Origin of the sequence: Confluentibacter sediminis (genome assembly GCF_003258355.1) — a bacterium.
GTDB lineage: Bacteria > Bacteroidota > Bacteroidia > Flavobacteriales > Flavobacteriaceae > Confluentibacter > Confluentibacter sediminis.
Genome location: NZ_QKPO01000004.1, coordinates 190,583 through 217,153, shown reverse-complemented (window position 1 = coordinate 217,153; position 26,571 = coordinate 190,583). Strand labels below are relative to the sequence as shown.

The 26,571-nt window shown below is 32.7% G+C and carries 21 protein-coding genes and 1 pseudogene; 8 read left to right on the top strand and 14 right to left on the bottom strand.

Translation table 11 applies throughout. From position 1 onward, the window contains the following. The first annotated feature begins 103 nt into the window (after positions 1 to 103). Positions 104 to 1,069 carry an SRPBCC family protein gene (locus DKT72_RS04365; RefSeq protein ID WP_111307493.1) on the top strand — a complete coding sequence of 322 codons (966 nt, stop codon included), beginning with the start codon at positions 104 to 106 and terminating at the stop codon, positions 1,067 to 1,069. Positions 1,070 to 1,139: 70 nt separating this feature from the next. On the opposite strand, the gene DKT72_RS04360 is transcribed toward DKT72_RS04365, so the two are convergent. The 3 genes from DKT72_RS04360 to DKT72_RS04350 all read right to left on the bottom strand — a co-directional run bounded on the left by DKT72_RS04360 (position 1,140) and on the right by DKT72_RS04350 (position 4,467). Next, positions 1,140 to 1,739, bottom strand: coding sequence for an MCP four helix bundle domain-containing protein (locus DKT72_RS04360; protein ID WP_111307492.1), 600 nt, complete (start codon positions 1,737 to 1,739; stop codon positions 1,140 to 1,142). 198 nt (positions 1,740 to 1,937) lie between these two features. Next, on the bottom strand, positions 1,938 to 2,678 hold the full coding sequence (locus tag DKT72_RS04355) for a LytR/AlgR family response regulator transcription factor (RefSeq protein WP_111307491.1): 741 nt from the start codon (positions 2,676 to 2,678) through the stop codon (positions 1,938 to 1,940). Between the two features lie 10 nt (positions 2,679 to 2,688). Continuing rightward, positions 2,689 to 4,467 carry a tetratricopeptide repeat-containing sensor histidine kinase gene (locus tag DKT72_RS04350; RefSeq protein ID WP_111307490.1) on the bottom strand — a complete coding sequence of 593 codons (1,779 nt, stop codon included), beginning with the start codon at positions 4,465 to 4,467 and terminating at the stop codon, positions 2,689 to 2,691. A gap of 158 nt (positions 4,468 to 4,625) precedes the next feature. Here DKT72_RS04350 and DKT72_RS04345 point away from each other — a divergent pair, with 158 nt between their 5' ends. Beyond that, on the top strand, positions 4,626 to 5,084 hold the full coding sequence (locus DKT72_RS04345; protein WP_111307489.1) for a PspC domain-containing protein: 459 nt from the start codon (positions 4,626 to 4,628) through the stop codon (positions 5,082 to 5,084). Between the two features lie 6 nt (positions 5,085 to 5,090). Next, positions 5,091 to 5,681, top strand: a complete 591-nt coding sequence (locus DKT72_RS04340) for a hypothetical protein (RefSeq protein WP_111307488.1) — start codon at positions 5,091 to 5,093, stop codon at positions 5,679 to 5,681. Positions 5,682 to 5,762: 81 nt separating this feature from the next. Here the strand turns inward: DKT72_RS04340 and DKT72_RS18870 are convergent. The 6 genes and pseudogenes from DKT72_RS18870 to DKT72_RS04315 form a co-directional block, all read right to left on the bottom strand. Next, positions 5,763 to 5,870: pseudogene (locus DKT72_RS18870) on the bottom strand (IS200/IS605 family transposase); the annotation flags it as partial. Further along, entirely contained in the window at positions 5,840 to 6,010 is a 171-nt protein-coding gene (locus DKT72_RS04335) for a hypothetical protein (protein ID WP_235841609.1), read from the bottom strand. The pseudogene DKT72_RS18870 and the gene DKT72_RS04335, both read right to left, overlap by 31 nt. A gap of 667 nt (positions 6,011 to 6,677) precedes the next feature. Beyond that, a complete protein-coding gene (locus tag DKT72_RS04330; RefSeq protein WP_111307487.1) occupies positions 6,678 to 7,958 on the bottom strand; it encodes a TolC family protein in 1,281 nt (426 codons plus the stop codon). 109 nt (positions 7,959 to 8,067) lie between these two features. Then, complete coding sequence (locus DKT72_RS04325) at positions 8,068 to 11,268, bottom strand: efflux RND transporter permease subunit (protein ID WP_235841608.1); 3,201 nt, start codon at positions 11,266 to 11,268, stop codon at positions 8,068 to 8,070. 15 nt (positions 11,269 to 11,283) lie between these two features. Next, a complete protein-coding gene (locus DKT72_RS04320) occupies positions 11,284 to 12,297 on the bottom strand; it encodes an efflux RND transporter periplasmic adaptor subunit (protein ID WP_111307486.1) in 1,014 nt (337 codons plus the stop codon). Between the two features lie 151 nt (positions 12,298 to 12,448). Beyond that, positions 12,449 to 13,372 carry a helix-turn-helix domain-containing protein gene (locus tag DKT72_RS04315; protein WP_111307485.1) on the bottom strand — a complete coding sequence of 308 codons (924 nt, stop codon included), beginning with the start codon at positions 13,370 to 13,372 and terminating at the stop codon, positions 12,449 to 12,451. A gap of 131 nt (positions 13,373 to 13,503) precedes the next feature. On the opposite strand from DKT72_RS04315, the gene DKT72_RS04310 reads away from it, so the two are divergent. Genes DKT72_RS04310 through DKT72_RS04295 form a run of 4 tightly spaced genes read left to right on the top strand, consistent with a single transcriptional unit; the run spans position 13,504 to position 15,349 of the window. Continuing rightward, the gene (locus DKT72_RS04310; RefSeq protein WP_220628079.1) at positions 13,504 to 13,941 is read left to right on the top strand and encodes a DoxX family protein; all 438 of its coding nucleotides are present in this window, start codon (positions 13,504 to 13,506) and stop codon (positions 13,939 to 13,941) included. 3 nt (positions 13,942 to 13,944) lie between these two features. Beyond that, positions 13,945 to 14,433: a glutathione peroxidase gene (locus DKT72_RS04305; RefSeq protein ID WP_111307484.1), complete on the top strand. Its 489-nt coding sequence runs from the start codon at positions 13,945 to 13,947 to the stop codon at positions 14,431 to 14,433. After that, positions 14,430 to 14,894, top strand: a complete 465-nt coding sequence (locus DKT72_RS04300; protein ID WP_111307483.1) for a MarR family winged helix-turn-helix transcriptional regulator — start codon at positions 14,430 to 14,432, stop codon at positions 14,892 to 14,894. The genes DKT72_RS04305 and DKT72_RS04300 overlap by 4 nt, the downstream gene beginning before the upstream one ends. 38 nt (positions 14,895 to 14,932) lie before the next feature. Beyond that, complete coding sequence (locus DKT72_RS04295; protein WP_111307482.1) at positions 14,933 to 15,349, top strand: Ohr family peroxiredoxin; 417 nt, start codon at positions 14,933 to 14,935, stop codon at positions 15,347 to 15,349. A gap of 356 nt (positions 15,350 to 15,705) precedes the next feature. On the opposite strand, the gene DKT72_RS04290 is transcribed toward DKT72_RS04295, so the two are convergent. The 5 genes from DKT72_RS04290 to DKT72_RS04270 form a co-directional block, all read right to left on the bottom strand. Continuing rightward, on the bottom strand, positions 15,706 to 17,073 hold the full coding sequence (locus DKT72_RS04290; RefSeq protein WP_162623234.1) for an alpha/beta hydrolase family protein: 1,368 nt from the start codon (positions 17,071 to 17,073) through the stop codon (positions 15,706 to 15,708). A gap of 50 nt (positions 17,074 to 17,123) precedes the next feature. Next, a complete protein-coding gene (locus DKT72_RS04285; RefSeq protein WP_111307480.1) occupies positions 17,124 to 19,109 on the bottom strand; it encodes a TlpA family protein disulfide reductase in 1,986 nt (661 codons plus the stop codon). 66 nt (positions 19,110 to 19,175) lie between these two features. Next, a complete protein-coding gene (locus tag DKT72_RS04280) occupies positions 19,176 to 20,591 on the bottom strand; it encodes a RagB/SusD family nutrient uptake outer membrane protein (RefSeq protein WP_111307479.1) in 1,416 nt (471 codons plus the stop codon). Between the two features lie 12 nt (positions 20,592 to 20,603). After that, positions 20,604 to 24,116, bottom strand: coding sequence for a SusC/RagA family TonB-linked outer membrane protein (locus tag DKT72_RS04275; protein ID WP_235841607.1), 3,513 nt, complete (start codon positions 24,114 to 24,116; stop codon positions 20,604 to 20,606). A 181-nt stretch (positions 24,117 to 24,297) separates the two neighbouring features. Then, a complete protein-coding gene (locus DKT72_RS04270; RefSeq protein WP_111307478.1) occupies positions 24,298 to 25,434 on the bottom strand; it encodes a FecR family protein in 1,137 nt (378 codons plus the stop codon). A gap of 131 nt (positions 25,435 to 25,565) precedes the next feature. On the opposite strand from DKT72_RS04270, the gene DKT72_RS04265 reads away from it, so the two are divergent. Continuing rightward, entirely contained in the window at positions 25,566 to 26,147 is a 582-nt protein-coding gene (locus tag DKT72_RS04265; RefSeq protein ID WP_111307477.1) for an RNA polymerase sigma factor, read from the top strand. Positions 26,148 to 26,571 lie beyond the last annotated feature (424 nt).

Genomic DNA, 26,571 nt, shown 5'->3' with positions numbered 1-26,571 from the left:
GCTAACTTAAGAAAATCCTCGTGGAATTTTATTATGTTTATATTTACTAAATTAGGTGCTTAACCAAGCGACTAATATATAACCGTAGCCACCCATTTGAGAAATGAACAGAAAAATTAAAAACTTCCTTATTGTGATTGGAATTCCAGTCATGTATGCCATTTTCGTTAGAATAATTTTTGGAATGAAATTGGAAACCTGGGATGACTTTTTTTCTGTGATGTCTACAACTTTTTTGTTCATTCTTCCCACAGTAGTTGGTGCTTTAACCGTTTATTTATCAAGTTATGAGAAGGCTAAAAGTATTGTGTATAGAATTTTTACCCCTTGGATTCCTATTTTTTTATTTTTAGTGCTCACTTTAGCTCTTGCAATCGAAGGATGGGCTTGTTGGATAATGATTCTTCCAATTTTCCTATTAACAGCGTCCATAGGCGGCATACTCGGTGGCTACTTAAAAACGCAAAGAAAAAATGACCGCCTAAATATCTCCATATTGGTTCTTATACCATTTTTATTGGCACCAATAGAACGTATGATAAAAATAATTCCTGGAACGTATAAAGCATATACTTATATCGATATTGATGCTCCCTCTGAAAAAATATGGGATAACGTAACTCGTGTAAAGGAAATTACAATGGAACAAGACAAAGGATATTTGACAAGAATACTTGGTTTTCCGCGACCTGTAAAAGCAGAGTTGAATTTTGAAGGTGTTGGCGCATATCGAGAAGCTATTTTTACAAAAGGTCTTGTATTTCACGAAACCGTAACGGAATATAAAGACAATGAAAAAATGGTTTTTACAATAAAAGCTTATCCTCACGACATTCCATCAACAACATTAGATGAACACGTAGTTATAGGAGGGGATTATTTTGACGTTTTGAATGGAACTTATGAACTTGAAAAATTATCGAATGGAAAAAATCGTTTGCATTTATACAGCCATTTTAAAATGAACACAACTTTTAATTTTTATGCAGGTTTGTGGGGAAAATGGATAATGAAGGATATTCAAAACAACATTTTACAAGTTGAGAAAAAAAGGTCTGAAAAGAAATAAAAACTGCGGGCAGCCCCTGCTATGGCTGGTTTAAAACGAGTGCCGTCAGCCGCTCTCACAAATATTAAATTCAGGGCTTTTCTTTTGGGTTATACATGACGATGATTTGAATCACTATGGCCAAGAATACCAGTATATAAATCTCTATTTGTGTAAATAATTCAACGGTCTCTAGTGCTTGTTTACTAATGGACATTTGCCTACTGCCTTCATTAAGCTGAATTTTGGATAGATCATCGAGGTTGGTTTTTAAGCTTTCAAGGTGGGCATCAACTTGGTTGTTATTGCTATAATTGGAATGTACTAATTGCTTTTCGGAATCTAATAAGGACTGCACATTCCTTTTAAAATCATTAAATACCTTCGTTTCTTCTGGCGTTAATTTTGTTTTCTCAAATCTGGATACCAAGGATTGTAAATGATCGTTGACCTTTACGTTTTGAATTTTAAAAAACGTGGAGTCGGACAATGACACGGCTAATTCCTTCTGTTGAATGGCCTTTAGCATTTCAAAAATTAAATCATTGGCTATCAACCTGTCTTCGTAAATGGTAACGACTGAATCGCGAACGCGAACAAAATTGGCCTTATCAATTAAATTTGTAGCGATGATTAAAACAAAAACCATTAGAATTCCAAGGATCCATTTCAATTTATTATAGAATGCCATATTTCTTGTATTTCAGAAATTAAAAACCTAATGACAAATATACAAAAAGGTTGTACATCAAGGGTAACTGTAGCAAAAGCCCATGGGTGCATAAAAATAAGATCTCCGCGCAAAACAAAAATGTTAAACCCACAAAAAGCAATGTTTATGGGATCTGCTTTAGGGATTTATAAATCTATATAACGACCACCATAGCGTCTATTTTAAAATCCAATGGCAAGCTTTTAAAAAAGCGTCCTTTCTTCGAACGGAAACTTCTAACTTACAATTATCTGACAATGTTACATAGCCATTTTTGGAGTAGGCTTTTATATAACTCATATTAATGAGATGTGAATTGTGTATTCTAAAAAAGCCATAATTTGTTAGAAGTTCTTCAAAATATTTTAATGTTTTTGACACGGTATACTTTTTTTGGTCTACAGCGAATATATGTGTGTAGTTGACATTTGATTGACAACGGATGATATCTGAAATACTTAAAAATAAATAGCCATCATGTGTAGGAATGCTTATTTTTTTGGATGTACTATCATTAGAAAAATTTGCCAACAGCATATTTACTTGTTCAGTCAGATGTGTTTGTTCTGCCTTTTTGAAAATTCTTTGTATGGTATTTTCAAAATCTTCTTCGGTAATGGGTTTTAGTAAATAATCTAATGCGGAAAATTTAAAAGCTTCAATGGCATACCGCTCATAAGCAGTTGTAAATACTAAGCTGAAATTATTAAAATCTACAGCCTTAAGTATGTCAAATGCCGTTTTGTTGTGTATTTGGACATCCAAAAAAACAATCTCTGGTTTTACTGTATTGATTCCTACTATAGCGGTTTCTACCGAACTATAGGTTACCACCTTCATTTTATCTTTATATGGTTCTAATAGTTTTACTATACGGTCGATGCAGTGCTGTTCATCATCTATTATGGCTATGGTCATTATTTCAATTTTAAAAACAAAATTCCAATGGAAGGCTTATTTCTATATAGGTTCCCGAATGATTTGGCTTCTCGATAATACATAGTTTGCCTTTCTTTAATTTTCTTTGGTTCAATATTTTTAATCGGTTTTCTGTAATGGCTATTCCGAATGATTTATTTTGGTCTTTTCTAGTCGAATTTAAATTCCTGCCTGTTCCATTATCATCGACACTGCACAGCAACATGTCCTTTTCTTTTTTTATTGTTATTAAAATATGGCCTTTTGTGTTTTCGGTATTAAAACCGTGCCAAATACTATTTTCTATAAAAGGCTGTAACAAAAGCGGTGGAACAAGAATGTTTTCTGAATCTAAATTATCCATTAAAATAATGGAATAGGTAAACCGATTTGGTAAGCGTTTTGATTCTACTTGAAGATAAAGTTCCATAAATTTTAGCTCTTCACTAAGTAACACTTGTTCTTGTTCTGAATTTTCAAGAACCATACGCATCAGCTGAGCAAACTGTATTAAATACTCCTGCGCTTTATCTTTATCATGTTTCAAGATGTAATCTCCTATGGAGTTTAGTGAATTGAAAATAAAATGTGGATTCATTTGAGCTCGTAATGCTTTCAATTCGGTTTCGGAAACTAATGCATTAAATTCGGCTTCTTTTTGTTTACCAACTGCATCTCGCCTACGCTTGTACATAATAAACCCGATAAATGATATCAAAACAAATCCACTAGCCCCTATAACTGTTGCTCTTTTTATGGTAGATTGCCGGTTTAATTCCATTTTCCCTAATGCTTCTTTTTTCTCGAAGTCAAATTGCATTTGTTGTCTGTTAATTTCCACACGACGGTTTTGATTGTTCAGGCTATCTTTAAATACGGCATATTTTTTATAGGCATCGAGTGATTTTAGATAATCTTTTTCAGCTTCATACACATCGGCAAGTGTTCCCCAAGCAGATTTTTGCATAAATAAATTTCCTAAGTCCTGACTAAACTGTAATGCTTCCAAGGCATATTTTTTTGCTTGGTCATATTCTTTATTGGCCAGATAAACCATCGCCGCATTGGTGTAAGCTGTTGGACGAACAAATTCAATTTTATGGGCATCTATTAACTGTAAACTTTTTTCGATAGCCCTTTTAGCTTCTTTTAAGTTATTGCTTTGTTGGTACATCAAAGACATATTGCTCCATAAATTGGCTTCATACATGACATTACCTTCCAATTGCGGATGGTTCAATGCTTTTTTGTAATAATAAATAGCGGAATCTTGCTTTTGTAAGGAGCCATAGATATTAGCGATATTCGCAAGGGAACGAAGTTCTGTGGTTTTACTTGTGTGTAAAATATCATTAAAAATGGTAAGGGCTTTTTGATATTCTTCCTGCTCATAATAAATTATGGCAATATTACCCAATACACCTCCTTTAAAAACATTTAGTGACCTGTTATTTTCAATAATGCCAAGGGCTTTATGATAGAATTCTAAAGCTTTGAAAGGATTGGAAAAACTATATTGTTGTAATAAGCCCATTCGTTCATAAGCTAATAAAATTCCTTTTTTATAAGATAGTTTATTGGCTAATTTTAATGTTTCCTCTGTAAATTGAAATAAGGTTGTATCGGCAGGGTTTGAAAATAAAGCCTGCTTTATATAGTCATTTCTGGCATTAATAGTTACCGTATCGTTAGGGGGAAGTTTGATTAATTTATGGTATAAAGAATCGTGTGTTTGCGTATAGCAATTGGCACACATCAACAAAAAGTAACACTGTAACGCTCTAATCATACTTATTACCGTAATCCCTTTAACTTCTTCAAAGATATTGTTTATTCAGAAAATAAATTATACTCCACACTAAATCAGTATGGTTTATCAATAAATAAATATAAATTTTATAAAAACTACAATGCATTTATTTTCGAGGGATAAAAACCAAAAACAAGATGGATACCCAACGTATAGTAGACTTTTTTACGCGACAAGAAAAATCTCTTTTCGGTGCTTGTAGCAAGCTTTCTCAAAAACTAAATACCAACCCTTTGGCCATTAGGATCATTCTTCTGGTTCTTACACTTTTATTTATACCCTTAGGGATTATTGTATATGCTGGCCTATACTTAATGTTGAATCAAAACAATCACAAAATGGTAACGTTTGGCCTGATGGGTGCCTTATTGGGCATTCCTTTAAGTTATTATTTTCAATCAAATATTATAAAAAATTATGGGGGTAATAGTGGTGTGTTTGGCTACTTGAGAAACTTTCCTCAAACTCTAGAACGCTATAACAAGTTTGTTGGCAATGGTGGGGATATTATTTTCAATGTATTTTTAAGTGTGGTGGTGTTTGCTATTGTGGGTGGGGCTGTTGGCTATTTTATAACTAAAAAAGACATAAAATAATCTGTTATGAAACAAGGACTTGTACTTTTCACTCTCCTTTCTTACTTGACTATTATAGTAGCATGTACATCAAACAACGATGACCATAATGATAATCAACTAACGGATTACTATTTTAAGTTTACCATAGATGGAACGCCTATAAGTTACAATTTGAAACCAGACGCCCAAGTTAATTTAACAGGCTCTTATGTATCTGATGAACATAACCAATTGTATGCCATCCAGATAACGGGTAGTAGCGATATTTTTAAACCTAATGAAAACCAATTCGTTATTTATTTGAATGATAGTTCCGAATTTACAATATCCACCACCTATTCTAATTCAGAATCGCCAGATACCGAGACTCCTTTTTACTTTGTTATGGGATATTACGATAAAAATGGAGAGATTTTCACGGCATCTCTAAACTCACCTGCACTTCAATTATGGGAAAATTGCTATGTGAAATTTGACGAAATTACAGAGTCTGGTATAAAGGGCACCTTTTCGGGAGATCTATTGCGCTATGATACCAGTTCTGGAAAAAACCTCCTAGCAGGAAGCGTTCATATAGAAGATGGTAAATTTCATGTCCCTAGAAATAACGAATGACGCTCAACAGGTATTCAAATAAATCATTATGTACCAAAGTGCCATAGTTTTTTTTATCTGACTAAAGTCTGCATTACGTAATTACTCCAGAATAAAATTATCGCTATCGTGACTGGACTTGTAAGGATGTTCGAGATAATTATTAACCATTTTATCCGTTATATTTCCCGTACTCCAACAACCAAAGCCTCTGCATCAGTATTTTGTATCAAAGGTTTTCTATATTCTTTTTGAATACATAGAGATACAGGGTAACGGTATTTAGTACTCCAATCTATATGTTCGGTTAGGCGAGAAAATGTATATCCATTTATTATTTGCTCTGACATAAAACAAAGGTAGATTTTTTAGAAGCTAAAGCGAAATGTACTAAAGTGCATAGTTTTTACTAATTTTGAGACCAATAAAAAGAGGTACTTACTTATTAAGAAATAAGTAATGGATTTAGAGTTCCAATACGAACACTCTTCAGATGGCAAAACCAAATAGTGTAATAAGCTATCATCAAGATATATACGGAAGTATTATACAAGGATATTAAAAATAACCCCGATCATTTTCAATATGAGTGTTCAAAAAAATTTGGAATAAGCCAATACTTTTTGTGAATGGTGTTTGTTATACGATTTGTTGTCCTTTTTAAAAGTTTTTTTATTTTCTAATGATATTGACAAAAATGAAAAGCCTATTAACCATATGATTAACAGGCTTTTCACATAGATTGATATACAATTTTGTAGGGGTAACAGAAACCACACCAAACTTTATAAGTATTTACAAATCAATATTTTGACACCTTATCTTAAAAACATTACCGTTATGAACAAGGAAAGCAAAAAAATGCTCTATATATTAAATTAGCAATCGCAAAAATGATTGATGAGGTATTTAAAATTACTTCCCCTAAAAGATTCTGCATTAACATTTCAGCTAATTTCAAACTAATTGTTTTTTTGCATTTCCTCTATTTTATTTGTTTTTAAGGTTTATCTGTATTTATTTAAAATCTCCAATTACTTTTTTATAATTGGCTTTACTTATTCTATGATTTGCCTTAGCATCAATAACGTCTGAATACGCTTTCTGCCAAAGTACCTGAGCTTCTAAAACATCTTTTCCGGTTACGGTTCCTACATCAAATCTATCTTGATTTAATCTTAAATTTTCCTCGGCTTGTTGCAATGATTCTGTTGTAATCTCAACTTTTTGTATGGACTGTTGAAGCTCCAAATAGGCTTTTTCAATCTGAAGTGCCAACAATTCTTCTGTCTCGTCCAATTCTAATTTTTGTGCTTCAATTTTAAATGCTTGTTCTTTCACTTTTTGCTTTCTGCTTCCCCAATCAAATATGGGTATATTAACGTTTAACAAACCGTAATAAGAGGTTAAATCATTACTTCTATCTGTGAAATTAATTTGTTTACCGTTGGCATAGACTCCACTGGCATTAAGTCCAATAGTAGGCTTTCTGTCAGCTTCTAAAACTTTAGATTGTAATTCTTCTATTTCAATAGCGCTTTTAAGCATTTTTATTTCTGGTCTATTATCAATGGCCGTTGATGGTGACACTTCTTCCAATAAAACAACATCATTACTAATACTGTCTTTTACTAAAAAATCGATATTAGACATACCTGTTAATTGTGACATCTTAAGCTTTAGCAGTTTAAGTCCATCGTTTGCCTTTGTTAAATCCAGTTCTGCTTGATTTAATTGTACTTGCACGCGTAAAACATCATTTTTATATATGATGCCAGCATTGTATGAATTGGTTAAATCTTTTAGTAGTTCTGTTAATAGTGCTTTATATTTATGAGCCAGCTCAACTTTACTTTTTACATTTATGAGTTGCCAATACGTTGTTTCAACATCCAAAAGCACTTCACTATCTGTTAATTCTTTTTGTGAAGTATACAAATCGACTGCTGTAGCACTCATTTTTTTAGCGGTGTTTATTTTACCACCTGCATAAATTACTTGAGTTACGCCTAAAGATGCATTGGCGAAAAATTCTGGTAGTAATGTATTTAATGGGTCTCCTACATGAACTCCCATAGCACTTGCCTCCACAAAAGGTTTTTTTGATGCATAAACAGATGCCTTTTTAGCCTTGCTAGCTTCAATCGTTTTATCTGCTTTTTTAATTTTTTTATTATTGGACAAGGCCATTGATTTTGCTTCTTCTATACTCAATAACCTATCTTGGGCAATGGCTTGCTGAAAAGTGGTACAAACCAGCAAAAAAAATACCGATAGCGTATATTTATATGTACTCATAATTTATTTTTAAATTTTTCACAAAAGAACTATAGAAACTACTGCCTTATTCAAAAAGGGGATGAATTGCTATTAATCTTTTTAAACAGTAGCTCTATAGTCTTTCTTTTTATTTCTTGATTCGTTTTTTTAGTTTATGCTTCATCACTTCTAATTTGCGAAGTGTTCTATTTCTTTTTTTGGGCTTATATAAAATGGGTTCAAATACTTCTGCATTAGGATGAGGATGTGCTTCATCTGGTTCTGGATTAACAAATTTGTAATAAAGTATAGGCACTATAAATAAGGTTAACACCATAGAAACTATTAAACCAACGGCTAGTACACTTCCCAAAGGTGCCCATAGTGGTGATTTGCCTATAATCATAGGTACCACACCAATGGCGGCAGCGGCAGATGTTAAAAAGATGGGACGCATTCGTCTTTTGCCGGATGCTTTAGCTGCTGCTTTTACTGTATAACCATGCTCTAATACCAACTCATCTGCATAATCCACCAAAATAATTCCGTTTCTCACTACGATTCCTATGAGGCTGATAATTCCCATAAAGGCGGTAAAACCAAATGGGTTACCCGTAAATAATAGCCCTAAGAACGCTCCTAATAAACTCAACGGAAACGTTGCCAACACAATTAATACTTTGGTAAAATCTTTAAATTGAAATAAGAGTACCAAAAAGATAAGGATTAAACTTATGCCCAAAGAAGCCATCATATGGGGTGCCGTTTCATTGGTGCTTTCATACTCACCTCCATAGTTGATTGAAATTCCCTCTGGCAAATCCAACGCCTTTATTTGAGGCATAATATCATTTTGTATAGTAGCTGCTTTTATACCCAATTGAGCTTCTGCGCGAACCGTTAATGTTCTTAAGCCATTTCTATGTGTTATGGCTCCTGTATGCCACTCAGGGGTAATGTCTGCCACCTCTTTTAAAGTCACTTTTGTTCCAAATACTGTAGGTATGTTTAAAGCGGCCAAATCGTTAAAATTCTCGCGATTTTCAACATCAAAACGCAAAAGGATATCAATAGATTTATCTCCTTCATATAATGTAGATACAGGGTATCCTTTTAAGCCCGCCCCCAAGGTTTGCGAAACCATAGCATTTGTTACTCCCAAACGATTTGCCTTATCGTCGTTTAGGTTTACTTTTACGCCATAATAATCATCTTGATAGGATGTTCTTACCCAATTTGTACCGGGTGCATTTTCTAAAATTGTTTTTACTTGCTCCGCTACTTGTCTTTGCTTATTTAAATCCTCACCTACAATTCTTACTTCAACAGGTGCAGGGGTATCTTTCATTGACAGTTGTCTTATGCGTACATAACCATCTGGAACAAAGCCTTCGAATTTTTTAATGTATTCGTCTACCAATTCTTGTGTAGCTTCTTTCCCGCTTGTAGTTATAAATATTTGGGCGAAGTTTTTTCGCGGAAATTCTGGCGCATACGTAGAATGAAATCTTGGGGAACTAGTCCCCACAAAACTTGCAACTCCTAAAACCCTTTCATCTTTTTTTATTTCATTCTCAACACGTGTTACTACCTCTTCAGTTTGTTTTAAATTTCCTCCATTAGGTAACCAAACTTCTATATTGAACTGATTTCTTTCGGTAGTTGGGAATAATTCTTGCTCTAAACCCATGGCTACTAAAATTGCCAAAACAACCGATAAAAAACCAGCAAATAAGGTTGTCTTTGGCCATTTAAAACTATAATCCAGAGCATTGTTAAATACATGTTGTAACCTGTCCAACATGCTTTTTTTATTTCCATCACTTAGCTTGTGCTTTAATCCTTTTTTTATAAAGACATAACACATATAGGGCGTTAGCAATAAGGCGACTAATAATGATGCAAATAAGGCAACTGCTACAGCTACGGGTAAGGCTTGTATAAATTCTTTAGCTAACCCATTTAAGAAAAAAGCCAATGGTAAAAAAGCAAAAATAATGGCCATTGTTGCGGTAAAAATTGGCACCATTAATTGGGTAGCACTTTGCCAAGCAGCTGTCCATCGGTCTTCTCCTTCATCCAATTTTTCTATATAATTATCTACAACTACAATGGCATTATCCACCACCATACCCAATACTATAATTAAAGCGGCTAAGGTTACCTGATGAATTTCTATACCAATAATATTTAAAGCTCCGAATGTTATAACAATAGCTATAGGGCATGCCACCGCAGAAACTATCGCTACCCTAAATGGTAATAACAGAATGACTACAATAATTACGGCCACAATGGCTATAACAAATTCTAACATAAAGTGGCTAATACTCCCTTTTACCACGGTAGGCTGATCTACAATGGTAGCAACTTGAACATCTTGGGGTAGTTGCTTTTTTACTTCATTGATTTTTTCCGATATTTTCTCTCCAAATTGAACAATGTTATTACCTGGTTGCATCTCTACGGTCAGCATCATTACTTTTTGATCATCTACTTTTATATAGCTTGAAACTTCTTCGTAACGGCGTTCTATGGAGGCCACATCTTTTAAGCGAACCACTTTACCATCTGGACTACTATATATAATTTGATTGCTTAAATCAGCTTCATTCTTATATTGATTTTTTGCAAAAACGGATACTTCGGCATTTTCTAAAGTAATACCTCCAGAATACCCCGTATTATTTTGCCCTTGTATAACTTGGGCTATCGTTGAAAAATCGAAACCGTACTGTTTCATTTTTTCATCTTGAACCGTTACATAAATTTGTTGTTTTTGACCACCGTAACGTTTTATTTTCGAGGTTTCGTTAATTGTTTTTAAACCATCTTCCAACTCATCTAAGTAGGATTCAATTTCTGCATAACTACGTCCAGGTGCGGAAACGGTTATCATTTGTGCAACCACATCACCAAAGTCACTATTAACAATAGGACCTATCATACCTTGTGGCAACGTGTAATTTTGCCTAAATGTAGTATTTAAACCATGTTGTAAAGTCGCCCAAAAACCATCAGTATCTTTTACATTTTCATTTAATTCTACCGTAATAACAACTTGTCCTTCTTTGGTTTCTGAGATTGTTTTTTCCTTTCTAACCTCCTCAAAACCAAACAAAAACTGCTCTATCTGATTAGTTAATTGTTGTTCAACCTGTAACTCATCTGCACCAGGAAATGCTGCTATTACCAGACCTTTACGAACGGTAATTAACGGGTCTTCACTTCGAGCCATAGTAGCTAAAGAATATATCCCTAAAATCATTAACAATATGGTAAGTACAATGGTAACCTGACGGTATTTCATTGCAGCTTCTATAAAGTTTATTTTTACTTTTTTCATCATCTTATTCAGTTCTTTTTATAGAGACACTGTTTGCCCGTCTTTTAAATTTTTATTTCCTGCAATTACAACGGAATCACCTATTGACAAACCATTGGTAACTATGACTTCATTTCCTTTAAAACTCCCTAGTGACACCCTTTTTTTAATGGCTTTATTTTCTTTTACTACGAATACATAGAGTATATTGTTCGCATCTCTCACTACACTTTCCGAAGGGACTGTAATAACATTTACGGTATTACCAGTATTGATTTTTATATAGCTAATCATTCCCGGTAATAGTTTATCGTCTTTATTGTCAAGACGAACTTTTACATTAAAAGTTCTGGTTAAAGCATCTGCGCTTGGATTTATAATAGCTACTTTACCTATAAAAGTTTCATTTAACGAAGAGATTTCCACTTTGGCATCTGTACCTATTTTAAGTTTAGATATTTCAGATTCAGCAATAGACGCCTTGGCGTATACCTTATCCGTTTTCATTACAGTAAAAGCAGGAACGCCGGGTGCTGCCGTGGCTCCCATTTCTGTCATTTTGGCTGTAATAATCCCAGAGAAAGGGGCGTAAAGCTTAGTGTCTGTTAAATTTTTTGCTGCTAAATTTTTATTAGCGTTAGCTTGAGCTACAGCCACTTTAACAGCAATAAAATCGCGTTCTGGCAAACTCCCTTTTTGATATAAACTACTTAATCTTTTGAAATTATCATTGGCTTGTTCTAAACCGGCATTTGCTATATCAAATGCATTTTTATAGGTGGTTTCGTCTATGGATGCCAATAACTGACCTTCTTTTACTTTTTGTCCTTCTTGGACATTAACTTTTGAAATTCTACCCGGAACTGAGAAGCCTAAAGACACCGTGTTGTCCGCTTCAATGGTTCCACTATATGTTAGGGATTCATCTTCTGCTGTTGAGGTAATTTTTTTAACAGTGACCTTTGGAATAAGAACTTCTTTTACAGTTTCCTTTTTTTCTGAACAACCTACTAATAATAAAGCCAAAGTTGTTAAGGTGATAATTTGCTTCATACTTATTGCTATAATTTTATAATAATAGGATGCAAAAATCCTACTATTGACATCATTACAACAGGTCTACAAAAGGGAGAAATTGGTCAAAATCAGTTATTTTTATAAAAAAAAGAGGGGAAAACTAAAAATATGGGCTATAAAATTATAATTATTGGTCTAAAATTAATTTTTTAAACTTAATTTTCCTGAACTCCGAAGGCGAGTAACCAGTATGCTTTTTGAAATATTTACCAAAGAAAGATTGGTCACTAAATTGAAGTTCGTTAGCCACTTCTGAAACGGATAGGGTTTGATTTTTCAAGAGCAGTTTGGCCTCCATTATGACTGCTTCATCAATTAATTGTCCAGCTGTTTTTTTTGAAATAGTTTTTAAAACCTTAGACAAATATCCAGGTGTTAAACATAAGATATCTGCGTAAAATTGAACCGTTCGTTCTCGCTTAAAATTTTCATTTAACAATTTCAAAAAACGAAGAGCTAACCTTTCTTGCCTGGTTAAATTGGCCTCTAAATCAGGAAACTCGATCTTTAATAATGAAGCATAATGATACACTAATAAATTAAAACAGTGCGTTATTATTTCACCATTATATGGGGTATTTTTTCCAAATCGATTATTTCTTTCTAAAATTTTTGAAACGGAAATAAACATTTTTAAATCATCCTTAGATAATTTTAATTTAGGAATACTATTAGCCGTAAAAATGTCTAAAGTATCAATGTCATTTTTACCAATAGCGTCTCTCAATACAAAATCAACATTAAAATTAATAATTGCGATTTCAAGGTTGTTACTCATTTCTTGAATATGAGTAACAGTTTGTGGATTTACAACGATGATCTCAGAATTTTTTATAGTATATCTAAGTAAATTTAATTGGATTTTTAAACTTCCTTTAACCACTAATAAAAAAGCATACGAATTTCCTCTAAAAGGATAACCTATAGGAATTTCTTTAAACTTATTTTTTGATAAATGGACATGTAATCCATTTTCCTCTTGTGGTATATCTCCGATAATTCCCACCAAATCATCTATTGTTAGGCTTTTTATTGAAGGTTGTGGATACATTTTGAGTTGGTTTTGAACTCAAATATACTTTATTATTTTATTTTGATTTAGAATGATTTTTTTTATTAATGCGTAAAAATGGAAATCATATTATTTTATTTCGTAAATTTGCATCGCACACGATTAAATCTATGAAGATTTTTAATATAAAAACAAGCTTATTTCAAAAAATAGCAAGGATTCTTTTAGGATTCATGATGACTTTTGCAGGTGTTGCCCACCTTACCTTTCAAAGAGATGAATTTCAGGCTCAGGTTCCCAGATGGCTTCCTGACAGTTACGCATTTATGGATTTTGTGGTTATCTCATCAGGAGTGGTGGAAATTTTGTTCAGTCTTTCTATGGTTTTTCTAGTGAAATATAAAGTCAAGATAGGAATTGCATTGGCCATTTTTTATGTGTTGATCTTTCCAGGAAATATTTCCCAATACACCAATGAAATCAGTGCTTTTGGACTGGACACCGATCGAAAAAGATTGATCCGCCTGTTTTTTCAACCCGTTTTGATCCTCTGGGCATTATGGTCTACAAGCGCCCTAAAATATTTAATGAACCGATTAAAAAATTGAATTATGGATAATACAACATTATATGACTTTGAAGCAGTTAAGTTAAATGGCGAAAAGCTGCGTTTAGATCATTATAAAGGAAAAACGATTATTGTGGTCAATACCGCAAGCAAGTGCGGGCTTACGCCCCAATACGAAGGTTTGGAAAACCTTTATCAAAAATACAAAGATAAAGGTTTAGTCATTTTGGGATTTCCGTGTAATCAATTTGGGAATCAGGAAAAGGGAACATCAGACGAAATTCAGGAATTTTGTCAAGTGAATTACGGGGTGAGTTTCCCGATGTTTGAAAAAATTGAGGTGAACGGTAAAGACGCACATCCACTCTTTAAATTTTTGAAATCAAAGCTTACCGGTGGTCTGTTGGGCAGCAAAATCAAATGGAATTTCACCAAATTTCTTATTGATAAACATGGAACTCCTATAAAAAGGTTCGCTCCCACAACAAAACCGGAAAAAATGGAAAATGACATTAAAAAAATTATAGAATGAAAGAAGAGCAGGTACCAGAACTGTATTTGGACAACCAACTTTGTTTTCCACTCTATGCGGCATCCAGATTAACAACCAAAATTTATGCCCCTTTTTTAGAGGAATTATCCATTACCTATCCGCAATACCTGGTAATGTTAACCCTTTGGCAGCATGGTAATCAAAGCGTAAAGCAAATTGGCGAACACTTATACCTAGAGTCAAATACTCTGACCCCCCTCCTAAAGAGATTGGAACAAAAAAAACTGATAAAACGAACCCGTTCCAGAACAGACGAGCGTACGGTGATGATCTCACTGACCCTTACGGGAAAAGAACTGAAGCAAAAAGCAAAGGAAATACCCAGTAAAATAGTTGAATCTTTTGATGATAAAACGATTACAGAAGAAGAAATAAGTTTTTTTCAAAAAACCCTATTTAAATTACTGGTTATACTAGATAATAAAAACGAACGTCCATAACTCAATAATGGATAAAAATTAATTTAATTGAAAAAAAAATGGTAAAAAAAATATATACGACCAGTGCCACAGCGACTGGAGGAAGAGAAGGACATGTAAAATCTGTAAACGGTGAACTGGATGTAGATGTACGAGGTCCCGGAACACCGGGCAACTACCTGAATCCTGAAATCATGTTTTCGGGCGGGTATGCAGCTTGTTTTGACAACGCCATAATGGGTACCTTACGGATCATGAAAATCAAAGATGTTTCACACGAAACGACCATAGAAGTTACACTTGGGGAATTACAAAAGCAGCAATATGGTTTCGAAATTAGTATAACTGTTACTTTTGGAGGACTGGATATGGATAAAGCCCAAGAAGTTATTACTATGGCCCATCAAATGTGTCCCTATTCCAACGCTATCAAAAATAATGTAAAGGTGGATCTTAAGATTGAGAAACTTCCATAGCCCCACTAAAGGTCTATGGTCAAAGAACCAGATCTATATTTATTTGGGTGCTGTTGCATTAAATATCTAAGATTTATATTTGGTGTCCTATCCTTTTGATATTTACAAAAAATACAAAAACCTGTAACTCATATGATTTACAGGTTTTTGATATAGATTGACATACTATTTCGTTGGGGTGGCAGAATGAAATAAAAATTTAGAAACCAAGGTTTTTCAGAAACTTAAATACTATTAATACTCAAGTATTGTTCCCCAAATTGCCACTAAAGTCAAAAAGAACTAATTAAAAACAAATTATATTTGCCTTTTAAGGTTGCAAACACACTATTTAAATGAGACACATTGTTTCAAAATTACTGGTTTTTAAATTTTCTATTGATCCATTTTGAAATGTCTTCCAAAACCTCGGGAGCAAATACCTCATCAATTTCTGGAATTTCAGCTGTGGTACATGCATCGCAATGCTGATACATATGGTTTAATTTTGGATAGGATTTTAAGGTTAAATCTGTTGTGGTAGGTAAATAGGTTTTGAAACCATTTAAATTTTCGTTAGCAATAACATTAATATCAGCGTCTCCATTTAATGCTAAAACGGGGATATTAATTTTAGATAAAAAAACTTTAGGATTATAATGAATCATATACTTATACCAATTGGTTTTTGCCTCTTTGCCATATCTGTATATCAAAGTTAAATCTCTACCATCTAGCAACTGCAACGCTTTTAAAACCGTAGAATCTTGCTGCTTTTTAAAAGCATTAACAGCATGAGTTAAATTTAACTCCAAACTATCTCCTTCTTTAAAATTATATACTGTTCTAAACATGGTTTTATATAATTCCATGTATTTAACAACTAAACTATCAGAAATATCAAAACTTTGTAAAATAGCTTTATTTTGTAATTCTAAATTCTTAAAACCACTAACAGCTATACCAGATAAGCTTACCATAAACTTAACATCTTTATTTCTAGATGTTTCAATAGATGCAATCATACCTCCTTCACTATGACCTATAACTCCTAAAAATGAAGTATCGATATTAGATTGTTGGTTAAGATAGGTACATGCTTCATGTAAATCATTTGCAAAATCAAGACTTGTTGCCAAACTAAAATCACCTGTAGTCTCGCCTTCTCCTCTATCATCAACTCGTAATGATGCAATGCCATTTCTTGCAAGCCAATCTGCCAAAACAGTAAAAAACTGGTGTCCAGAATACTTATAATCTCTATCCTGTTTTCCTGTACCTGAAACTAAAACAGCTAACGGATATTTTTTTTTCCCTTTAGGAAGCGTTAAAGTTCCTCCATACGTAAGCCCTGTTTCTTTTCCATTAAATTTCACATGCTTTACAAAATAAGGAAGCGGGGGTATGGGATGTTGCGGAAAATATAATGGTTCTATACTATCTACTGGCTTAAAGTTTAAATAAAATGGGGTATTACTATTATTTTTAACAATAGATGGAACCATATTTCCATCAAATGCTTTAGCTTTTAATTTAAAACCATACCTATTATTTTCGGCTACCAAACTATCGTTTTTAACTTTAACGAGTAAAGGAACAGATTCATAGCCCTGCTCTGGTATGGATAAAAAAATAGTATCTAGCTCGGTATTTGTTTTTTTTAGAAGCACAACATACCGCTTAGAGTGGTGTTGTGCTTGCCATAAATTTTGTGCATAAACACTGTTTAAATAAAAACATGCCATCAACACTATTAAAAATTTATATATCCGCATTTAACTTGCTTATACTTGCTTTATTTCTCGGTTTTTAAATACTCTATAATTATGGATATTTCATCGGCTAACTCACTTGGACTGCCCATGTAACCTGTAGAGCGCCATCTTAGGTTTCCTTTGGCATCAATAATCATTTTTTGGGGTATTCCAGAAAATTGAAACGCTTTTGAGTATTTTGAATAGGTGTTATCTAATTTTCCGGTTTCAGGATTTTTTTCATCAAAAAGAACATTAAAGGTATATCCTTTTTCTGCAATAAATGCTTTGACTTTTTCCCTGTAATTTTTTGCATACTCTTGAGTATCTAAAAAATAGAATTGAACCGCATTGTCTGTTGCATATTTAGTTACTGCCATTTGCATACCTGGCATCGCTTTTTTACATGGTGCACACCAAGTGGCCCACATATCGATCACTACTATTTTCCCTTTTTGTTTTTTTAGTTCTACCTTTCCTCCTTGCATGCTTTCCAACTTAAATCCCTCAATAGGTTTATTAATTAGTTCTGAAATGACTTTATTGTATTGGTCTTTCACAACTTGACTATTTGATTTAAGGGTTGTCATATAATTGCTAAAGCTTCCTTCATCATTTTCTCCACCTTCATGATTTTTACGCAAAATTTCCAGCATTTCTGGAGTTACATTATTCACTTTAAGGCAATCCTTAATATAATTTATGGCCTCTTCCTTCTTATTATCCCTTAATAATTGCTTTGTGTACAAATAATTAAAATCGGAATTTTTATATTCTAAATTGGGTTTTATTTTTTCTAAAAAAACTTTACACTCTTTATAGCTTTTGGTTTTTTCCAATATTTTAATATAGGTAAGATATTCTGTATCAACAAAATTTAAAAATTCTTCCTTCCATTGATTTGGAGATAACTGGTTTTTATACGCTTTAGGAATGATGGTTTCCCTCCTTTCTAATGCTGATACAATTTTATCTGCAAAAACTTTTAAGCTATCTACAGATTGGGTTTCTCTATCGTAAGGAATGGTTACCAAATGCCAGCTATAATCCAATAACATAGAGAATGGTACCTTACTTAAATTATCAAAAATAAAACTGTAATCATTTTTGTTTATTATATATGTATACGCAACAGATTTATATGCTTTATCATAATATAGAGCTTCTGTTTCAGTATAAACATCTTTAAAATTTTCTTGGGGAAAACTTTGTTCAAAATCTTTATATGCCTTTATTTTTTTATCGGGATCACTTTCCTTGAATAAACTTAAAATGCCATTATCTCTAGCTAAAACACCTTTTGGATATTTTTCCAACAACACATTTTGAATAGAATCAATAAATGTTTTTTCTTCTTGCTGTGAAAGTAGCCCTAATGTTCTTTGTAATTTATATTGCTGGGAATTATTTAACTGTAACCCCAAAATATATTGTATTTCCTTTTTAATTCGTGCCGTATGATTACCTTCTTTGGAAGCCTTCATTAACTTTAACCCTTCATAGAAAATTTCATCACGACTTGTTGGGTGATACTTCATCTCATTATTCACCCAAAATAGAGATACACTATCATCTATAAATGAAGAATCACTTACAATAGAAGGCCTTTCATCCTCTAATGTTTTATTTCTTAAAAGTCCCCATGCAAAATAAGATCCAGGTACCTTATCCAACATCCATACATAAGGTATTCCTCCCCCATTATCTGTTAACTTATCCGTTTTAAAAACACAAGCAATCAACGCAGCCTTATCTTCTAATCTCACTTGGGTTTTCCAAATATTTTCAGATTCTTTCTTTAATGAAATATCACTGACAATCCACTCGAAATTATCATAAGTATAGAGCAAACCTATTATTGTTTTTGCATTTTTTAAAACTGTATTTTCTGAATTATAGGTTATGATTATCTCTTCGCCAGGATTGGGTAATTCTGGAAAAACAGTAAAAACTTTATTAGGCTCTTGTGCCAATAGTAAGCTATTAATAAACAAAAAGCCTATTAACAATAATTTTGTAATTCTCATTTATTTTTTTGTTTAAGAGCATCCAAATAAATTGGATGCTCTTTATTAAAATGGAGTCTATTTATATTAATTCTGTTCTAAATCTGGAGCATAGCTAAATAAGGTCGATGCAAACGGAAACTGATAACGTTTGCCTCCTGACTCTAGAGTAAAGGTTTCGTCTAGATAAGTATGAGTAATGGTTTTGGCAAAACGGGAATCTTTATTTAGACGTTTTAAATCAAACCAACGGAAACCTCCTTTAGCCATTAATTCTCGTCTGCGTTCCTGTAAAACTTTCACTAAAGCATCTTCTGCATCTGTAGCTGTTAAATCTACATAATCAGCTGCTTTAAATCTTTTTTTACGAAGCTCATTAATCGTAGACATTGCTTCAGACGGGTTATTTGCTCTAGCCAAACACTCTGCTTTTATTAGCATCACTTCGGGTACTGTTGGACCTGCATTTCTTGCTTCTCCCGTTAATATTTCTTCACAAAAGGCTCTTCCATCAGAATATGCATCATAGGTCATAATTCCCATAGGTCTTGTAAACAATTGATAGCGTAAATCGTTAGGATCGAAAGAGTTCAATAACTCATCGCTAAGTGACAATAACAATGGTGAATTATTATAAGATGTAATACTTTGTTTTGAAAGTATTAACTCTGGATTTTGGTAACGTTTCGGAAAACTATAATCGGATACATCTATATAATCTTCTAAATTAAGCAATGTATTTTGTAAACCTAAAGCATTTTCGGCATTCATTAATGCTTTATCATAATGCCCCATATATAAATAGGTTCTTGCCAATAAAGCATAAGCAGATGCTAACGATGGAAACGCTACATTTCTACCTGATTGAACTTCCGGCAAACCAGCGTTTATAGCCTCTGTTAAATCTGAGATAATTTGAGTATAAACCTCCTCTACACTAGCTCTAGTTATTTCTCCATCTACTGTAGGTGTAGTAAAAATTGGAATACCAGGATCTGTTGATGAGGTGTTAACATCGTAAGCTTTTCCAAAAATATTCACAAGATTAAGAAACATATCTGCGCGATGTACAAGTGCTTCCCCTTTAAGAGCTAATTTTTCTTCCTCTGTTCCATTATTACTATTAAGCACTTCAGATATAACAACATTTGATACATACAAACCACTGTAAATAACATTTAGATTATAATCTGGCTCACCAGTATAATAAATAGAATCTGCCCATTTATACGTTTCTCTATAAGGACGATAATATGAGCTTGTCCCGTAATAACTTTGGAAATACTCTGCATGGTCATCTCTAATCACAATATCATCTGGCATAATATCAACTAGGGGATAAGAATTGTCAAAAGCAGATGTGTTATTTAAAAGGTATCTATAGTTTATGGTTTCTTCCGGAATTAATTTGCCTTCCGTTTTAATGTCTACATAATTATCGCAACTCGTTAAGTTTAAACCAACTGCTATTGAACATAATATATATGATAAATATTTTTTCATTTTTTTTTAAAATTAAAAGTTAACATTTAGACCCAAAGAGTACATAGCTGTTGGGGGCAATTTTATTTGAAAGCCCGTATATGGCAGAAAATCTGGATCTATGCCATCCTTGTTTTTTTTCCATAACAACCCTAAATTTCTAGCTGTAAACGATAATGAAGCTCCCTTTATAAATGTTTTATCAAAAGCATTGGACAAATCATAACTTAATGCAATTTCCCTTAAACGAATGTGATCGCCATCTATAACTTTATCGCTACCAAATCTGTATCTGCTATAACCGTAACCTCCCATACCTTGTACTCCTGGCACCTTTGTAGTGGCCTCATCTCCGGCTTGTCTCCATCTATTATCTATATCTTTATTTAAATCGTAGCCTGAAAATGTACCATATCGTGTAATGTAACTGTTAAAAGAAGGCTTAAATAATGTATAATCGAATTTATAAGTAGCTAATGCATATACTGTCCACTTTTTATAATTAATAGATAGATTAAGACTTCCATAATACTTAGGTGTTGAAGTCCCCATATACTCCATATCTTCAATATCTGTTAAAAGAGAATAAGCATCCACAGTTTCCCCATCTTTATTATAAACAAGCACAGATCCATTTTCATCTAAACCAGCCGATCTAAAAGCAAAAAGACTATTTAAGCCATACCCAATAATTGGAGGTGTGCTTCCTGTTCCGTTAAGGTAATTTGCATAACTTTCGTATCTAGAATCTGTTACTTCATTTTTATTATACGAAAGCACAAAACTTGTATTTAAACTAAAATCTTTCGCTTTTAAAACAACACCATTCAAATTAAAATCAATTCCCTTACTTTCTAATGTTGCTGTATTCCGTGTTAAACTATTACCTGGCAAACCATAAAACTCTGACACCGGAAAGTCTTGAATTAAATCTTTACTATTTTTTGTATAGTATTCTAGGGTTCCACTCAATCTATTGTTTAATAGAGAGAAATCAAGGCCAAAGTTTAAAATTCCTGTTTTTTCCCATCTTAAAGAAGGATTAGCTGCTGCTGTAATAAATGCATATGGTAATTGAGACAAGTTATAATCTGAACCTGATATCGATATGTTTGTGAAAGGGAATGTTGTTAAACTTATGTTTCCGTTGAAACCATAAGACATTCTAAAACTTAAATTATTTATCACATCAACATCTTTTAAAAAGGTCTCTTTACTTATATTCCATTTTGCTCCTGTAGACCACAATGGTGTTCTCCTGTATTTTTTATCGACACCAAAATTGTTATAATCGTCTAAACGGATGCTTCCAGAAATGGTATATTTATTATCATATGAATAGGCCGCATTTCCATAATAAGACAAAAACCTACGTCTTACATCTTTATTTATATTTCCATATGAAATATTATAGGTGCCTCCATAAACTGAAGTATACGTTGAAGATGGTAAATCTACCGAAGTCTGTGTTTGTTCATTATAACCATACAAATTCCCTCCTGCTGTTTTCTCTCTTATTTGTCTTACTTCTATACCAGCAATGGCATCTATAGCATGTTTACTATTAAACACATTGTTATAATTTAATTGTGTTCGTGCAGTATAGCTCTCTTTTACATAATTGTTCTTTTGGAAAATACCTCCATTAGGAACACCTTTTGTTAGATTTCCTGTATTGGTATCTTGATATGTAGCGGAATTTATTAAGTTGCGGGTATAAAAGGTGTTTTCGTTATAATAATTAGGATTATCTAAATAAGAACGCTCCATATAATAATTGGTTACCGCATTTAATCCTTTTCCAAAGGGAAGTGTAAGGGCAATATTTGCTGAGTAATTTTGCTCTTTAATACGACTATCTTTATTTTCTAATTCGTCTATGTAATTATAGCCCCAAGGTAAATATCCTGCATTTTCAAAGCTTTGACTTTGAGCGCTATAAAATGCTGTATAATAACTTACGGAATTACCATTATTATCTACTATTTGATCATATGGTAAATACGTTGTCAAGCTTGATGCTAAAGGAGACAAGCCTAAACTATTTTGAGAATAATCGAAAAAAGACCCTTTTAAACTCGTATTTAAACTGGCGTAATTAAAGAGTTTAAAATCTTGATTGGCAGTTAATGTAAATCGCTTCCCTTCAGAGCCTTTTGCTTGGGTTTTTTCTTTTGCAAAAGATACCGATGTAAAATACCTATAATCGTTTTGTCCACCACTTAATGATAAATCGTGGGTAATAGCTTCAGATGGTTGCAAAAGGTATTGTTCTATTTGCCCATAACCATTTCTGTTTTTTAAAACATTAAGTGCTGCTTCTTTTTCTGCTGAAGTAATATCTCCTCTTAACTCTTGAAACATAATTTCCATACCTCGGCTAATTGGCGTTGCACTATACAAACTGCTTGCACCGGCAGGATCATAAACCATGTTTTTATTAATTAATTCTTGTTCCAAATCTAATATTTGGGTTGAATTCATGAGTGGCAAACTAGACAATGATGGCTTTGTAGAAAAAGTATAACTTTGGGAATAATTAATTCTGGTTTTTCCCTCTTTACCTTTTTTGGTATCAATAACGATCACTCCATTTGCAGCTCTAGCTCCATAAATGGATGCAGAAGCTGCATCTTTTAAAAAGGTAATCTTGTCAATATCCTTAGGGTTTAAAGTTCTTATATCCAGCTCTGTAGGGGTGCCGTCTAAAACTATCAATGGCATATCCTCCGCTTTATAAGTAGATTGTCCTCTAATTCTAAAATTGTAGCTTGTATTACCTTCGGTTTCTGGCAATAAATTGCCATATACAAATGTATTGTCAGATTCTAAAAGATCTATTTGAAGACCTGGAACTTGTCCTTCTAACTTCATAATAGCATTAGAGCCTGGTATTTTATCTAAATCTTCAGCCTTTACTACTGCGAAGGAACCTGTTGTTCGTTCTTTAGAAATGTTTTGGTATCCTGTAGATACAATGGTAACTTCATCAAGTCCTTCAACAGACTCTTCAAGAGTGACATTAATTGTTTTTTGATCGCCTATAACAATTTCGACCGCTTTAAAACCCAGCGCAGAAAACACCAGAACATTTTCTTTATTCATAACAGCAATCTTGTAGTTTCCATCTATATCGGTTGCTACACCTCTAAATGTTCCTTTTATTAATACTGTTACTCCAGGAATTGGAATGCCTTTGCTATCCACAACTTTACCTGAAACACGTATTTCTTGCTGGTCTTTCTTTCTTTTTATCAAAATCGTATTGTTCTCACTTAAAACCAAATTAAAAGCTTCGTCTGTTATACTATTTTTAAGTAATTTATCGAGGCTCACAAACCCTTTTTTTAACTGTATTTTAGGTAAATCTTTAAATAAATCTTCAGGGTACAGAAATCGATACTTGGTTTGATTCATAATAATTTCAAAAACCTCATCAATAGTAACCGTTTTATCCGACTCTATTTTAACACGCTCTTGCGCTAAAACACTTCCCGTATTTAAACTAAAAACCGTTGTACATAATAAGAAAATGAATGTTCTCATAATAAACATAAGTAACCGCTTTCTAAAGAAAGAACGGGGATTAATCAATTTAATTTGCATAAATTTGTTTTTGTGTTAGTTAGACATTTGTTTAATAATTGCACTTTAGAGGGACGAAATCTGAGACACCGCCAAATGTTTGAATTTCGCTCCCTTTTTTTATATATCTTATCGAAGTTGTTTATTTTAAAATAACTTGTTTATTCGTAATCTCATACCCATTAATAACACCTAATTCTTTAATGGTGTTTAATATTTGAACAATATCCTGTTCTCTACCTAAAACCCCAACAAATTTCACATCTTCTAAGCTCTTTTCCTTAAAAACCACATCCATATCGTACCATCTAGATAATTCTTTCATAATGGTTTTAAGAGATTTATGTTTTATAATGAACTCTCCATTAACCCAGGCAATTTCATCTTTTACTTTTATATCACTAACAACTATTTTGTTGTTGACATTGCTTAAAATAGCTTGTTGATTGGGTAATAATATTTTTCTTTCTGATGGAGTGCTAATGGCAACTTTACCTTCAACCAATGTGGTGTAAATGCTAGCTTCATCTTTATAAGCTTTTATATTGAATTTCGTACCTAAAACTTGAATTTCTTGTTGATTATGTATAACTTTAAAGTTAGAACCACCATGTTCGGTACTATGCGATACATCAAAATAAGCTTCACCATATATGAGTTCTACGTTTCGACTTTCTCCATCTATAAAAGTAATTGGATATTTTAATTGAGATTCTGAATTGAGCCATACCTGAGTACCATCAGCTAGGGCAATCTGGAATTGACCACCTCTTGGGACGGTTAAAGTATTAAAAGAAACATGTGCATTTTCGGTTTGGCCTGTAACATACATCAATGCCTCTCCGTTACTTTGGACATTCTGAGATTTATAATCAGTTCCTTTCCCTAAGACTACCTGTGAGCCATCTTCCAATGTTAAGGTAGCTTTGTGGATCCCTGTTTTTATTTGGTTATTTACTATGACAGGCTTATTATCTAATAGCATTTTACTATCATTAAACAAATATCCAAAAGCAAACAAGATGGCTACAGCAGCGGCCACAGCATATTTCCAAATACTATATCTTGAAGCTTTTTTATGCTTTACAATGCTCATCTTCACCTTGTTTAGAGCCTTATCGTCATCAATTTCTTCATAAGACATATTTAAGTGATAATTTTCTTCAACAAATGTTGCAAATTTCTTTTTGTTTTTAGGTTTTCTAAGCCAAAGCAGTAATTCTTGGTATTCATTATCCGTGAGGGAATCGTTTAAATATTTTATTATGATTTTTTTCATTAAATTCAGTAAATTATCTTATTTATTGAAATGTCGTCATGAATTTTAAAAAACCCTTAGTGAAAAAACACTTTTTTTTGATTTTTATCTTAAATCTTTTGTAATCTTGTAATGAAAATTGCCAATTTTTCATGGAAGACCTAGATCTTATTCAGAAAATAAAGACAGATGATAGTGATGCTTTTGATGTGTTGTTCAAGACTTACTACAAAGATTTGGTTAGATACATAAGGTCTTTAAACAATGATTTAGCATTATCGGAAGATATTGTACAGCAAGTTTTTGTTAATCTTTGGATAAACAGAAGCACCATAACCATTAAAAATTCAGTAAGAGGCTATTTGTTTTCGGCTAGCTATACCACCTATATAGATTATTATAGAAAAACCAGAAGGCAATTAGATTTACTTGAAAATTTTAAATCTGAAATCATTAGAGATCATATTTCTGAAAACAAAGACTTATTGGAGCATAAAATCAAACGTCTAAGAATGGTTATTGACACCTTACCTCCTATTTGTAAGAAAGTTTTAGAACTCAATAAATTTGAAGGCTTAAAATATGATGAGATTGCGAATGAACTAAATATTTCAAAAAAAACGGTGGAATCACATATGAGACTTGCTTTTAAGAAAATAAGACAAGGATTTAAAGATGATACATTATTTTTATTTTTTGCTCATAAAGTTTTTAAAACACCTTTAGATAAATAAAAATTTTATTATCTACTACTTAGGTGGCCAGTGGCTTCATATTGATATACTTTAAAAACTTGTCTAAAAATTAAATTGTTCTGAAAGTAATTTGCAATGATCTAGATTTTATTACATTTTATTTTGCTGCGTCAATTTATTCATAGAAGTCATATAAAAAGTCAAATCACTTGTAAAGATACATACATTTTATATCCCAACAGATGGCTCAATTTTAACAATTAGGTCAATCCGTTTTTAAACGGTATTTGGTATGTGATTTGATAACCTTTTTTAAAGTATTTTTTGTATTCTGATGATATGCCTAAAAAAGAAAAGAAAAAAAAACTGTAAATCATATGATTAATAGCTTTTTGATTGTGAATGAAATGTAATAGTGTAGAGATGTGATGACAGAATCTTCACCCTTTTAGATTAAGGGTTT